Genomic DNA, 12,692 nt, shown 5'->3' with positions numbered 1-12,692 from the left:
AACTTAGCAGACAAATTTAAGACATAAAAAAAGCGGCTCAAATGCCGCTTTGTCTTATAACCAATCTTTACTTAACACCAAGTTCGCGTAAACGCTCTTGTAAGTAGCTGTCTGCTGTGTAGCGCTCAGAAAGCACAACATCAGGGCGCGGGTGTAAGAATAGTGGTAACGAAATACGTGATTTCGTTGACGCTTTACCCGTTGGGTTGATCACGCGGTGAATCGTTGATGGAAAGTAACCACCCGACGCTTCTTGTAACATGTCACCAATATTGATGATCAGGTTACCAAAATCACATGGTACGTCTAACCAACCGCCATCTGTTTTTTGTACTTGTAAACCTGGCTCATTTGCCGCAGGTAATACAGTTAGTAAGTTGATGTCACCATGCGCTGCCGCACGGATTGCTCCTGGCTCTTCATCACCTGTCATTGGAGGGTAATGAAGAATACGCAGGAGTGTTTGCTCAGAATTAGCAATCATATCTTTAAGGTCGATAGAGAACTTAGCACGCACTTCTTCTGGTGCTTCAGCTTGAACCCAGCTTAATAATGTTGCTGCAAATTCATTCGCTAAACGGTAGTACTCACGGATTTCTTCTTCTAGCTGTGCTGGAACACGGCCTTTTGGATAAACGTGGTAATACTCTTTAATATCTTTAACGGTAAAGCCTTTTGCAACTTCTGACACTGATGGTGGGAAGTAACCATCTTGTGTTTCTTTTGAAAATAAAAACTCGTGCTTTTGCTCAGAATTAAAGAATTCTTGCCAATTTTTGTAAATAGACTCAACTAATGACTGAGGGATTGGGTGATTTTTTAATACACCGAAACCTGTGTTTCTTAGTGACTCAACAAATTGAGCGGCCGCATCGCCCGATTTATAATCAACGGTAGGTAAATGTTGCATTTGTCTTTTCCAGTGAATAAGGTTCTAGAAGTCAGTGCTAAGCATAGCATTTCTTCATTATAGCGCTTCGCGAGGATAGAGAAACACAGGCAAAAACATAAGGACTTATGTCCGCCCCACCTTGCTTAGCTCCTTAACTTTGATACAGATCAAGCAACAAATCATTTGCTATTTATTAGCAAATAAAAATGCGTTGAGCTCTTTACTCATTCGTTCTACAAGCGCTATTGGGCCACTATCATACATATCGTTATGGCGCCAACCTTTAAGCTTAATTTGCGTCACTGGGTATACAGCGAGCTCTTGCGGGGTTAGCAATACGTTGTTATCTGCTGGGTAATCGCTACCACGTAGTGTCAGTACAGCAATATTTTTGTTTCGCGGGATAAGCATACGACGATGATCAAGGGTGATCAGCTTAGAAACCTTAGCGGGATAAATAGCGGCATATAATGCTGCAATATCTCCCCCATTTGAGTGAGCTGATTAAAGTCATACGCAGGGTATCGCTTTGCAAGTTCTATGGCTAAAAACTCAAGGGTTTGTACACCACGGTGCCAGTTTTCCATGCGTGTGGTCATGTAGGGCGGCTCAGGGTTTAAACTCGGATCACCTTTTAACTCATGAGCAACTTCAACCGTTAAGTAACCATGCTGATGAAATGCCTGCTGGGCAAATTGATAGTCTGTATGTGCCATACCATAGCCTGCCCCAATAAACGCCACGGGGCATTTTTTCTTTATCGTGCATTTGCTATCGGCTGCTGTAATGGTCACCGGAATATGGCGTGTGCGCTCAGTATCAAACAGTGTCTCTGTTTGACTTGCAAAGGCTGTTTGCCCGCTAAGGGTTAACGCGAGCATTAGTGCCGCCTTTTTAATATTTAACATGTTAATTTGAATTCTAAGCTACGTTTAACCATCGGCCACTCACCATCAATAATTGAAAACACCACGGTGTCACGCACGCATCCATCTGCCATTATTTGGTGATTACGAAGAACCCCATCTTGTTTTGCTCCTAAGCGAGCAATGGCATTGCGCGAAGCCTGATTGTGCCAATGGGTACGAAACTCAACGGCAATCACATTAAGTGTTTCAAATGCATAACTCAGCAACAGTTTTTTACAATCAGTATTAACCCCAGTACGCTGAAAACGCTTGGCATACCAGGTATAGCCAATTTCTAAACGGCGGTTTTTACTGTCGATATTACAAAAGCGAGTTGAGCCTATCACCTCATCGGTGTGTTTATCGATAACAGCAAATGGTATTGCGCGACCAAGTGACTGTTGTTCAAACGCCATACTTAAATAATCGTCAACACGTTCTTCATTGGGCACCGAGGTAAACCAAAGGTCCCAAAGCTTTCCATCTGAAGCGGCGTTTACTAAAGCATCACGGTGCTCAAGCGTTAACGGCACTAATTTAACAAATTGACCTTCTAAGGTGATGGGACTTAAATCCATAACTTTCCTTAACCTTAATTAGCAATAATATTTAATCCACCAGCTCTATTTCGAGCCCTGCTAATAAATCCAAAGCGGCATAACGTTCAAATGTGGCCTTACTGATATTGTTAGCTGTTATATCAATGGCGAAGTGGCTGGCACCAATAAAATTAGCTTTACTGAGGTTGGTTTGTTGAAACAAGCTGTCACGAAAGTCCGTATCAGTAAAATCAGCTGAAGATAAATCTGCATGTCTAAAATCAACATCTTTGGCAAAACAGCTACGCATTTTTAAAGCTTTTAAACTAAGTTCAAAAAAGCTGCTGTGGCTAAGTTCACAACCAACAAAACTCACTGGGGCACGGCTGGCGAGTAGCGGCCAATCAACATCAGTAAAGCGCACACTGGTTAATTTACACTGTTTAAAGCTTACTTCTTCAAGCGAGGTGTATCTAAGCCCAAGCGCAGCTAAATTACAGTTTTTAAACTCACACTCTATGAACCGGCAGTTTTCAAACTGGCTATTGCTAAAGTCACAGTCGATAAATTCACATTGCTCAAATTCGCAATGCGAAAATGTTTGCCCTGCAAGGTTTGTTTCAAAGGTGTGTTCAAAATAAAGCGAATGGCTTGCGATCACGCGGTGGTCTCAGTATCTTTTTTAAGCGCAAGTACCGCAATAAAAATAAGACCAAACAAAGGAATTAGCGCTAATAAGCCACCAATAATGGCCACCACGATTGGTGTTGAGGTTTTGCGCTTACCTAAGTAATAGCTGATAGCGGCAAACACAGGGATTAAAATAACAATTATTTGGCCGATTAAAGTTGCATTGATATTCATACTCTTTCCTTGAAGAACATACTAAATATTCATTTAAGCACAAAAAAACCCTAAGGCATACACCTTAGGGTTATTATTCATTAAGCCTTATAATTCAGGTTATTATGAATTATTCAGCGTCTTTCGCTACAACATTAATTGCAAGCTCAGTTAATGCATCTGCATTTGCTTTGCTTGGTGCATCTGTTAATAAACATGATGCTTGAGTTGTTTTAGGGAAAGCAATAACGTCACGAATGTTATCAGTACCGCATAACAACATAACTAAACGGTCAAGACCAAACGCAAGACCTGCATGCGGTGGCGTACCATATTTAAGTGCGTCAAGTAAGAAACCAAACTTGTCTTGTTGCTCTTGCGCATCAATGCCTAAGATTCTGAATGCTGTTTCTTGCATGTCTGCATTGTGAATACGTACCGAACCACCACCAACTTCGTAGCCGTTTAATACCATGTCGTATGCATCTGATAATGCACCTGCAGGGTTTGCTTCAAGCTCTTGGGCAGAAATACCTTTCGGTGCAGTGAATGGGTGGTGAACCGCATGCAATGTACCTTCGTCATCTTCTTCGAACATCGGGAAGTCAACAACCCACAATGGTTTCCAGCTATCTAGATCAGTAATGCCTAAATCAACACCAATCTTAAGGCGTAGCGCACCCATTGCTTCGTTTACAACGTTGCGCTTGTCAGCACCAAATAAAATGATGTCGCCAGATTGTGCGTTAGTACGCTCAAGTAATTGGTTGATCACTTCTTCGTTTAAGAACTTAGCGATTGGTGATTGTACACCTTCAACGCCCGCAGCACGGTCGTTCACTTTCATCCATGCAAGGCCTTTCGCGCCATAGATACCAATGAACTTAGTGTAATCGTCGATTTGCTTACGAGAAAGCTCAGCACCGCCTGGTACAGTTAATACAGCAACACGGCCTTTTTCGTCATTAGCAGGACCAGAGAATACTTTAAACTCAACGTCTTTTACTAAATCAGCAACGTCTACAAGTTGCATTGGGTTACGTAGGTCTGGTTTATCAGAACCATATAAACGCATTGCTTCGCTGTAAGGCATAACTGGGAAGTCGCCTAAGTCAACGTCTAATAATGATTGCCACATTTCACGGATCATTTTCTCAGTCATTGCACGCACTTCATTAGAGCTCATGAATGACGTCTCTAAATCGATTTGTGTGAATTCTGGCTGACGGTCAGCACGTAAGTCTTCGTCACGGAAACACTTAACAATTTGATAGTAACGGTCAAAGCCCGACATCATTAATAATTGTTTAAATAACTGTGGCGACTGAGGTAAAGCGTAGAAGCTTCCTTTATGAACACGGCTAGGTACTAAGTAGTCACGGGCACCTTCTGGTGTTGCTTTTGTTAGTACCGGTGTTTCGATATCTAAGAAACCGTTGTCATCTAAGAAACGACGCACAAAACTGCTCGCTTTTGCACGAAGTTTGATACGGTCGCTCATTTCAAGACGACGTAAATCTAGGTAACGGTATTTTAAGCGGCGCTCTTCAGAGTTTTGCTGATTAAAATCAAGTGGTAATGGCTCTGAACGGTTGATGATAGTTAAGCTTGTGCCTAAAATTTCAACTTCACCTGTTGCCATGTCTTTATTTACTTGGCTATCAGGGCGTGCGCGAACAACACCTTTTAACTGCACACAAAACTCTTGACGTAGTTTATTCGCAGTATCCATTAATCCTTCTACTTCAGGATCAAAAACAACTTGTACTAAACCTTCTCTGTCACGTAAATCGACGAAGATAAGGCCACCAAGGTCACGGCGTTTGTTGATCCAACCACATAGTTCAACTTCTTGATCTACGTGAGATTTATTTAGCTGTCCGCAATATATAGAGCGCATAGTATTCCTGTCAGTTAAAGACTTATAGCCGCCTGCTCTTAAGAGTTCGCTATTTTGAGAGCAAAAGCCACTATACAAAGTAATCATTTAAGGCAGAGCATTATACCCAAACCATCGCAAAATGCGAGTGCCAGCAGTACCTGTCGGGGGCTAAATATATACCCCGACTTCTGAGCAAACATTTCTTTTGATACACTAGCTAAAGTTTAAATTTATTGGTTGATTTAATGCTGTATTTAGGTTGTCCGCAGTGGTCTAGCACCGCATGGAAAGGAAATTTGCTCTCTAGTCACTGTAAAAGCGCCGACATGCTCAGTGAGTATGCGCAATGCTTTAACTCAGTCGAGGGCAACACCAGTTTTTATGCTGACCCAAGTCATGAGTCATTAGTGCGCTGGCATGATGCGGTACCCGAAGACTTTAAATTTACTTTTAAGTTTCATCGGCGTTTTAGTCACGAATTACAACTGACGAATATAACTAGTGAGCTTAATGCATGGCTAAACTTATTTGAGCCAATTTTTGCTAAAACGGGGCAAGTTATGTTGCAGCTACCCCGCGCCTTTGGCCCTGACGCACTGCCACTGCTTGCTAATTTTATTGCACAACTTCCCAAGCAACTTAGCTACGGTGTAGAAGTACGTCACCCCGGCTTTTTTAATAAAGATGATGCTGAAATTCGTTTAAATCAGCTGTTAATTGAAAATAATATAGACCGCATCAGTATGGATACCCGCGCTTTATTTGCTGTTCCCGCCGATACCGATGCACTCATTGATGCGCAAAAGAAAAAGCCTTATTTACCTGTGCATGCCATTGCAACAGGAAATCAGCCTATGCTGCGCTTTGTGATTGCCAGTCTTGAACATGAATATAAGTCGTATTACCAGCCATGGCTGAAAAAAGTAAAGCAATGGCTTGATGAAGGAAAATCCCCCTATTTGTTTTTCCATACCGCAGATAATCGCCAGTCACCACTTTTAGCAAGACAGTTTTGCCAAGATTTAGGTTACAATCACTCCGTGCTTGCGCCGTTTATAGGTGAACGCGAAGCAAGTCAAAGCAGTTTATTTTAGCGCCCGTTTATCAGAGAAAATATGAAAGATTACAGCCGTTATTTTCAAGGTTACCCGCCGCACATCATTGAGCAAGTGTTACAGCTATTTAATGGCGACAGAGCTGCTAACTACCTAAAGGGCAAATACCCTGATGCGCATAGCATTACCAGCGATAAAGCTCTATACATTTACGCCACTGAGCTGAAAAAGCGCTACCTTAAAAATGCCCTGCCTTTTGGCCGTGCCGCATTCAAAAAACAAGGCGATATGGTCACAAATGCCTTAGGTACCCATACTTTTCGTATGCAAGGTAAAACCCGAAAACACGATCTTGCCATTAATAGCGACCTACTTCGCGCACCTGAGCCACTTCTCAAAGCTCTCGTCGTACACGAGCTGGCTCATTTTAAAGAAAAAGACCACAACAAAGCCTTCTATCAACTTTGCTGCCACATGGAGCCGCAATACCATCAACTAGAACTAGATTTAAGAATATTCAGTGTGCTGGTAGGTGAAGGGAAAAACCCTTACTGAAGCTATCAGCTAAAAACTGACGGCTGAAAGCTGACAGCTAAACTTCTGTAACCTCAAACCTTCTCTGCCTTATCAGCTGTCCTGATTCAGTAACTACTTTAACAACCCATTTTCCTGCGGCATTTGCAGGAAAATTGGTTTTATGGCTCCACGCTCGATAGCCCTCTTTACGACCACCAGAAATATCCAAGGCTATACGGTCAACTTCTTTTCGATTATGCACCCAAACATGGAAGATTTTTTCATTTAAACCTCGCGGTGCTTTTACCGCACTAAAACTATATAGACCGTTTTCATGCAAGCTCTGCTCAGTGAGTTTTTCTATTGGCGAAAGTGGTTTACGGGCTTGTTCATCAAGCTGATATGACATACTCATATTGGTTAAACGTAGTGCTGCAGGTGGCACAAAGCTACGTAATTGCCAAAGCCCAGCACCTAATGTACAAAGCAATAACACCAACAGCGGGAAACGCCACCATTTCGCATTCGGCATCAAATTACCAAGACTAGGGACCGTTAAAATAACAGCTGTGATTAACGCAATTTCAAAACTTTGGCTGGTCGTTAACTTTAATAAAATTGGCAAGGTCACCGACAGCACAACAAATAAAGAAAAGCTATGAAACACACTAAACCAGACACTGTGCCTTGCAAGCTTTTTGTAATAGAGGGGATCAACAACAGAAACGAACGCACAAAGTATAATTAAAACGGTGAACGCAGCCTGACCATGGTCCCAAGTAGTCACCGCTAAGAAAAATGGTAAAGCAAAAAACAAACTTTCTTGCTGCACAACTTGCAGCGCAAAGCGCATCACGTTGGGCGACACCGCCACACCAAAACGCTCCTCTACTTTATCTCTTAGCCAGTTATCTATTAACAACCACAACCAAGTGACTAATAACAAAATAGAGATAAGCTGCGAAAACGATTCTTTTCGCTCAACAAAGACATAGCTTGCCACACCACTGCAAAAAGCCAACACCGCCATCAACCCCGGCCGCTTCTGCATCATGAAAACAAATTTAGTTATAAAGTTTTTTAAGTAATTCATGCAATCATCAAATCCATTTAAGGCTTTATGAGTAAAGCATAAATTGGATGAATGTAGGCTTTAAAACGAGCTTTAAGTTCAAAGCTTTAAGCTGTAAGTTTTGAACTTAAAGTAATCGCAATAAGCTGTGGGTTAGACAATTTTAGCCTCAAAACAAGCTGATTCACTTCTAGCACGGCCATTTTCTTTTGCCTTGTATAGAAGCGCATCGCATTGAGCTAACACTTGTTTCAACTCAAAGTCACCACTTGTCTCAATGATTCCTGCAGAGAAGCTAGTAGAAAAGTTAGAAGTTGTTGTGTGCCAATTTATATAGTTTTGAAATGACTCACGTATGTTATCTATCAAAATTTGTGCTTTTTCTTTATCTATTGAGTCTAAAACAAGTAAAAACTCTTCACCGCCAAAACGACTTAATTTATCTGTCTTACGAATACGAGTTTGTACAAAATGACTAAAAGATGTAAGCACTTCATCGCCAGTTAAATGCCCGTAGTTGTCGTTAATTTGTTTAAAGTGATCTAAGTCTAATAAGCAGATGCATTTTAACGAGTTTCGAGGCTTTCTTTTTTCTAACCAAGAATACATAGCTCTTCGATTCATAACTCCAGTTAGAGAATCTGTTTCAGCGATCTTTTTAATAGAAAACTGCCGCCAAATTAACCATGAAATTAAGAAGATTAACATTGTGATTATGAGAGCCATTAAAAGAAAACGCAGGTTTTGTGTTTCAATTTTAAGAGCTTGTTTTTCAGTTTCTGCTTTATATCCCTTGAGGGCCAGTATTTCTATATCTCTTTGTAAGTAATTCCCCACGTTATTCAGAGAGTTATTAAAAGCAGAAAGCATGAAATCTTTTTCAAACTCAAATTTATCCATCATAGCTTTGTTCGCCAGTTCTGGTTTACCCAGAAATTCATAAACTAACTTTTGTAATTCGTTGACATCTCTAAAATCAGACTGACTAAAAATAGAACGGTTAGATTGAATAAACTTCTGAAGGATATCAACAGACTTCTCAGCTTCTGAAAGCTTTCCATTGATGGTATCGAGTAAAGTTTTAACTACTAAGCTGCGTGCTTTTACAGCATAATTATCTGAATTCAGATCCGTTTCAGAATTTCGAAGTAAGGATTGAGCAGTTTTAAGGTCTCCCTCTTGTTGTCTTTTAATTAAAACAGCACTTTTGGCTATTACTGCGTAAAGTTGAGATGACTGTTCTAAACGTTCTTTTTGTACTTTCTGTAAGTAGAAATCTGCGATATTTAACGCTTTGCTGAACTGCTTTGCGTGAGCTAACACAAATGTCATTTCATAGTATGGGGTCGAATTGTCTAACACTTCAAAATATTTATTAGATAAAGCGTAAAGCTGCAATACATAATCTAAGGCAGTTTCGTAAGCCCCCATAGTATAAAAACTTGAAATAATTCTTTGTAGAGCAAACTCTTTCGAATATAAAAACCCAGCCAGGGAATTTTCGTAGGTTGGTAAACTATCAACAGCATATAAATACTCAATCAAACCAGACAGATGATCTTCTCTATATAATGAATAGTATTGTGCCAGATCAGCTGCAACTTGAGCTATTGCTTGCTTATTGTCTAATGCGATTAATTCAGCTTTTAAGTCTTTTAAAGCATCTACTATCGTTAAATCATCAGAGAGATGTAGTTGTACAAAAGTTGCCTTTTGCGCACCATACATTACTGCATCAACCTTTTTTAACTCTTGCCAATCTTGGTCGGTTAAATGAATGGCGACTTTAATGCCTAACTTTTCAGCAAGCGCTCTACGGTGATTGAACACCATAAAATAAAATACTTTTGCTTGGATAGAGTCTACGTTTGCAATTTTCAGATTCTTAGCAGACTTTAAATAACCTTCTTCATCTAGCTGGTTAATCGAATACTGCATTGTTAATTCTATAAAATTGTTAAACCTATTATGCTCTGAGCTCGCAATTGAAATTGAACTAAAAACCAAGAAATAAATTAAAATGCCATTTTTTATAAATTTAAGTACCATTCCTTTGCCTAACTCCAGTAAAGCAAGTTAATAAAATTTAACTATTTGATGCTACCACCAGAAATATAACAATGCACTAAAACATTGAAGTACAATAAAAATAATACTGTTAAATGAAAAATCATCTTTGCAAAATGTCATTAAAAAAGCGCGGTCTGACCCGCGCCTCTATTTTATCTGACGGCTGATAGCTGATAGCTGATAGCTGATAGCTGACAGCTCAAGTCGTTAGGTTACAAACCAAGCTCTGCCATAAAATCATCATCTGCATCGTCTGCTTGTGATGATGCTTTTTGCTTTTCAGCTTTTTGTTTAGCTTCATTTTCGATGATGTCATCCGGGTCAACGGCTTCTGAAATATCAAAATCATGTAGTTTGATAAACTCAGTTTTATCCATTGCCAGTTCTAGATAGAAGATATTTTGCTTCGCTGTAGTGAAAGTCACACGGCGCGCTTGCGGTCTATCCATCGTGGTATCAACAGAGATTTGCACCTGTTTGTTAATAGCCATCATCTTAGGTTGGTTTTGCGTGATAGAAGTATGCAACTGGTCGCGTACTTTTGACGTAAAGTCACCAACGATTTGGTTCATCAGCTCGCCGAGTACGTTTGCCACATCATCTGATAAATGGCTTTGTGCAATTTCGTCTTCTGGCATACCCATGTTACGCATATAGTCATGGTAAATTTCCATGGCTGCTTGCGCTGTGAAGTTTGTTACCACAAGACCGGTAAAGCCACCATCGAACAATACAAAACAGCCAATATCTGGGCGCATACAGGTGCGGGTGATTTTTTGAACCATAGCAGAATAACTAATACTGTTACCGCTTGCTGAAGACAGAACTCCAGTCACTGAATGACACAGAGTTGATAAGATATCTTCTGTACTGATCACTTTGCTTTTTGTCATTAAACTTCTCTTTTTTGTACTTGTTATTGATAATTCTAGCCAAGCTACTGAATTTATCACTGACTATCCAGTTAAAAATGCTAAAATACCGGTATTATTTTTTAAAGAGACTGTTCAAGTGACGCAAAAAGACAGTATTTATGCCACTGAGCAAGCGGTTAAAGACTTTAGCTTTGACCAACATGTAGTAGAAGTTTTCCCTGATATGATCCAGCGCTCGGTGCCAGGTTACGCAACCATTGTTAGCAGCATGGGTAAGCTGGCTGGTGAGTACGCGCAAAGCAATTCAAATCTATACGACTTAGGCTGTTCTCTTGGTGCTGTGACTTTAAGTATGCGCCGTAATATTCGCACTGATAACTGTAATATCATTGCTGTTGATAATTCAGAAGCGATGGTTGAGCGCTGTAAATTACATTTACAAGGTTTTCGCTCAGAGGTGCCGGTCACAGTTACACTGGGTGATATAAACGATTTAGCTATCGAGAATGCCTCTGTGGTCGCGATGAACTTTACACTACAGTTTATTCCACCTGAAAAGCGCCAAGCGGTGCTTGAAAAGATTTACGCAAATTTAAAACCAGGCGGTGTTTTGCTACTGAGCGAAAAAATTAGAGGTGAAAATGAGCAATGCGATAATTTGCTCATTGATTTACACCATGATTTTAAACGTCATAACGGCTATTCAGAGCTTGAGATCAGCCAAAAGCGTACGGCTATCGAAAATGTCATGCGCCCTGATCATTTATCTACCCACTTAAACCGATTAAGTGAAATTGGTTTTAGCCAAACGCAAGTGTGGTATCAATGTTTTAACTTCTGCTCGATGATTGCAATCAAGTAATCATCACAACGATATAAAGAGTATTTCATGTCTCAATGGTTTAACCAATTTTACGCTGCAATTGCACAAAGCCCGCTTAGCCACTGGCTCGAAACTTTGCCTGGTCAATTAAAGCACTGGGAACTAGAAGCCAGCCACGGTGATTTACCGAAATGGCAAAAAGTGCTGAAAAACTTACCTGAGGTAAGCACAAACCATGTAAACCTTCAGGATAAAGTACAAATTGGCACCGGTGATGAGTTATCTGAAGGTCAGCAAAAACAGTTAACGCATTTATTACAGCGCATGATGCCATGGCGTAAAGGGCCATTTAGCTTACACGGTATCGAAATTGATACTGAGTGGCGCAGTGATTGGAAATGGGATCGTTTACTACCTCATATAGAACCGTTAAAAGGCCGCACTGTGCTTGATATTGGCTGTGGCTCGGGTTATCACTTGTGGCGCATGCGCGGTGAAGGCGCAAATTTTGTGGTGGGTATCGATCCATCCGATTTGTTCTTATGCCAATTCCAAGCGATAAAGCATTATCACCAAGATGAAAACGTGCATTTATTACCGTTAGGTGTTGAAGCTCTGCCAGAGCTAAAAGCATTCGATACGGTATTTTCAATGGGTGTTTTATATCACCGTCGCTCACCTATCGACTTTTTAGCGCAATTAAAAGCGCAGCTTCGCCCAGGGGGGGAGTTAGTCCTTGAAACCCTAGTTGTAGAAGGTGATGAGCACACGGTTTTAGTGCCAACCGACCGCTATGCAAAAATGCGTAATGTATGGTTTATCCCAAGCACCGCGGCATTAAAACTATGGATGGAACGCGTTGGCTTTAAAGATGTGCAAGTTAAAGACTGTGCAATCACAACGCTTGAAGAACAACGCAAAACCCAGTGGATGGAAAACGAATCATTAGTCGACTTTTTAGATCCAAATGACACCAGCAAAACCATTGAAGGTTACCCAGCCCCTCTTCGCGCAATTTTAACAGCGAAAGCTTAACAAATAGTGGGAGTTTCGAGTTTCAAGGTTAAAAGTTCATTTGCCTGATACTTTTGCCTTGCAACTTGAAAACAAAAAACCGGACAACTGTCCTTGTCAAGTCGGTTAAAGTGATTTTTCAACTAGCCGCGCCAATGCAATTGTTGTAAAATACGCGCGTTTCTAAGCAACCCACATGCAAC

At 40.6% G+C, this 12,692-nt stretch carries 12 protein-coding genes and 1 pseudogene; 4 read left to right on the top strand and 9 right to left on the bottom strand.

Features of this window, described 5'->3' with window-relative positions; all coding sequences use genetic code 11:
* Nucleotides 1–67: 67 nt before the first annotated feature.
* The 6 genes and pseudogenes from KQP93_RS07050 to aspS form a co-directional block, all read right to left on the bottom strand.
* Nucleotides 68–910 (bottom strand): isopenicillin N synthase family dioxygenase, encoded by an 843-nt coding sequence (locus KQP93_RS07050; RefSeq protein ID WP_217876460.1) that lies wholly within the window; start codon nucleotides 908–910, stop codon nucleotides 68–70.
* Nucleotides 911–1,078: 168 nt separating this feature from the next.
* Nucleotides 1,079–1,800: pseudogene (locus tag KQP93_RS07045) on the bottom strand (alpha/beta hydrolase).
* On the bottom strand, nucleotides 1,794–2,378 hold the full coding sequence (locus KQP93_RS07040; protein WP_217876459.1) for a GNAT family N-acetyltransferase: 585 nt from the start codon (nucleotides 2,376–2,378) through the stop codon (nucleotides 1,794–1,796). The pseudogene KQP93_RS07045 and the gene KQP93_RS07040 overlap by 7 nt, the downstream one beginning before the upstream one ends.
* Nucleotides 2,379–2,409: 31 nt before the next feature.
* Nucleotides 2,410–3,000 (bottom strand): pentapeptide repeat-containing protein, encoded by a 591-nt coding sequence (locus KQP93_RS07035; RefSeq protein WP_440590121.1) that lies wholly within the window; start codon nucleotides 2,998–3,000, stop codon nucleotides 2,410–2,412.
* Complete coding sequence (locus KQP93_RS07030; RefSeq protein ID WP_217876458.1) at nucleotides 2,997–3,203, bottom strand: hypothetical protein; 207 nt, start codon at nucleotides 3,201–3,203, stop codon at nucleotides 2,997–2,999. Before KQP93_RS07030 ends, KQP93_RS07035 begins: the two co-directional genes overlap by 4 nt.
* Nucleotides 3,204–3,312: 109 nt before the next feature.
* The gene (aspS, locus tag KQP93_RS07025; RefSeq protein WP_217876457.1) at nucleotides 3,313–5,082 is read right to left on the bottom strand and encodes an aspartate--tRNA ligase; all 1,770 of its coding nucleotides are present in this window, start codon (nucleotides 5,080–5,082) and stop codon (nucleotides 3,313–3,315) included.
* Between the two features lie 227 nt (nucleotides 5,083–5,309).
* Between aspS and KQP93_RS07020 the strand changes: the two genes are divergently transcribed.
* Entirely contained in the window at nucleotides 5,310–6,158 is an 849-nt protein-coding gene (locus KQP93_RS07020) for a DUF72 domain-containing protein (RefSeq protein ID WP_217876456.1), read from the top strand.
* 21 nt (nucleotides 6,159–6,179) lie between these two features.
* Nucleotides 6,180–6,674, top strand: a complete 495-nt coding sequence (locus tag KQP93_RS07015; RefSeq protein ID WP_217876455.1) for a M48 metallopeptidase family protein — start codon at nucleotides 6,180–6,182, stop codon at nucleotides 6,672–6,674.
* 37 nt (nucleotides 6,675–6,711) lie between these two features.
* On the opposite strand, the gene KQP93_RS07010 is transcribed toward KQP93_RS07015, so the two are convergent.
* The 3 genes from KQP93_RS07010 to KQP93_RS07000 form a co-directional block, all read right to left on the bottom strand.
* Nucleotides 6,712–7,728, bottom strand: a complete 1,017-nt coding sequence (locus KQP93_RS07010; RefSeq protein WP_217876454.1) for a DUF5924 family protein — start codon at nucleotides 7,726–7,728, stop codon at nucleotides 6,712–6,714.
* A gap of 132 nt (nucleotides 7,729–7,860) precedes the next feature.
* On the bottom strand, nucleotides 7,861–9,756 hold the full coding sequence (locus KQP93_RS07005) for a GGDEF domain-containing protein (RefSeq protein WP_217876453.1): 1,896 nt from the start codon (nucleotides 9,754–9,756) through the stop codon (nucleotides 7,861–7,863).
* Nucleotides 9,757–9,989: 233 nt separating this feature from the next.
* Nucleotides 9,990–10,670, bottom strand: a complete 681-nt coding sequence (locus tag KQP93_RS07000) for a DUF3334 family protein (protein ID WP_054561772.1) — start codon at nucleotides 10,668–10,670, stop codon at nucleotides 9,990–9,992.
* A 118-nt stretch (nucleotides 10,671–10,788) separates the two neighbouring features.
* Between KQP93_RS07000 and cmoA the strand changes: the two genes are divergently transcribed.
* Both cmoA and cmoB read left to right on the top strand, forming a co-directional pair.
* Nucleotides 10,789–11,514, top strand: a complete 726-nt coding sequence (gene cmoA / locus KQP93_RS06995) for a carboxy-S-adenosyl-L-methionine synthase CmoA (RefSeq protein WP_217876452.1) — start codon at nucleotides 10,789–10,791, stop codon at nucleotides 11,512–11,514.
* A 27-nt stretch (nucleotides 11,515–11,541) separates the two neighbouring features.
* Nucleotides 11,542–12,510 (top strand): tRNA 5-methoxyuridine(34)/uridine 5-oxyacetic acid(34) synthase CmoB, encoded by a 969-nt coding sequence (cmoB, locus tag KQP93_RS06990; RefSeq protein WP_217876451.1) that lies wholly within the window; start codon nucleotides 11,542–11,544, stop codon nucleotides 12,508–12,510.
* Nucleotides 12,511–12,692 lie beyond the last annotated feature (182 nt).

Source organism: Pseudoalteromonas shioyasakiensis, assembly GCF_019134595.1.
Lineage (GTDB): Bacteria > Pseudomonadota > Gammaproteobacteria > Enterobacterales > Alteromonadaceae > Pseudoalteromonas > Pseudoalteromonas shioyasakiensis_A.
This window is presented reverse-complemented; position numbering and strand designations above follow the sequence as displayed.

Coding starts and splice junctions, on each gene's coding strand:
- KQP93_RS07050 (WP_217876460.1), bottom strand. CDS start 910: ATGCAACATTTACCTACCGTTGATTATAAATCGGGCGATGCGGCCGCT.
- KQP93_RS07040 (WP_217876459.1), bottom strand. CDS start 2,378: ATGGATTTAAGTCCCATCACCTTAGAAGGTCAATTTGTTAAATTAGTG.
- KQP93_RS07030 (WP_217876458.1), bottom strand. CDS start 3,203: ATGAATATCAATGCAACTTTAATCGGCCAAATAATTGTTATTTTAATC.
- aspS (WP_217876457.1), bottom strand. CDS start 5,082: ATGCGCTCTATATATTGCGGACAGCTAAATAAATCTCACGTAGATCAA.
- KQP93_RS07020 (WP_217876456.1), top strand. CDS start 5,310: ATGCTGTATTTAGGTTGTCCGCAGTGGTCTAGCACCGCATGGAAAGGA.
- KQP93_RS07015 (WP_217876455.1), top strand. CDS start 6,180: ATGAAAGATTACAGCCGTTATTTTCAAGGTTACCCGCCGCACATCATT.
- KQP93_RS07010 (WP_217876454.1), bottom strand. CDS start 7,728: ATGAATTACTTAAAAAACTTTATAACTAAATTTGTTTTCATGATGCAG.
- KQP93_RS07005 (WP_217876453.1), bottom strand. CDS start 9,756: ATGGTACTTAAATTTATAAAAAATGGCATTTTAATTTATTTCTTGGTT.
- KQP93_RS07000 (WP_054561772.1), bottom strand. CDS start 10,670: ATGACAAAAAGCAAAGTGATCAGTACAGAAGATATCTTATCAACTCTG.
- cmoB (WP_217876451.1), top strand. CDS start 11,542: ATGTCTCAATGGTTTAACCAATTTTACGCTGCAATTGCACAAAGCCCG.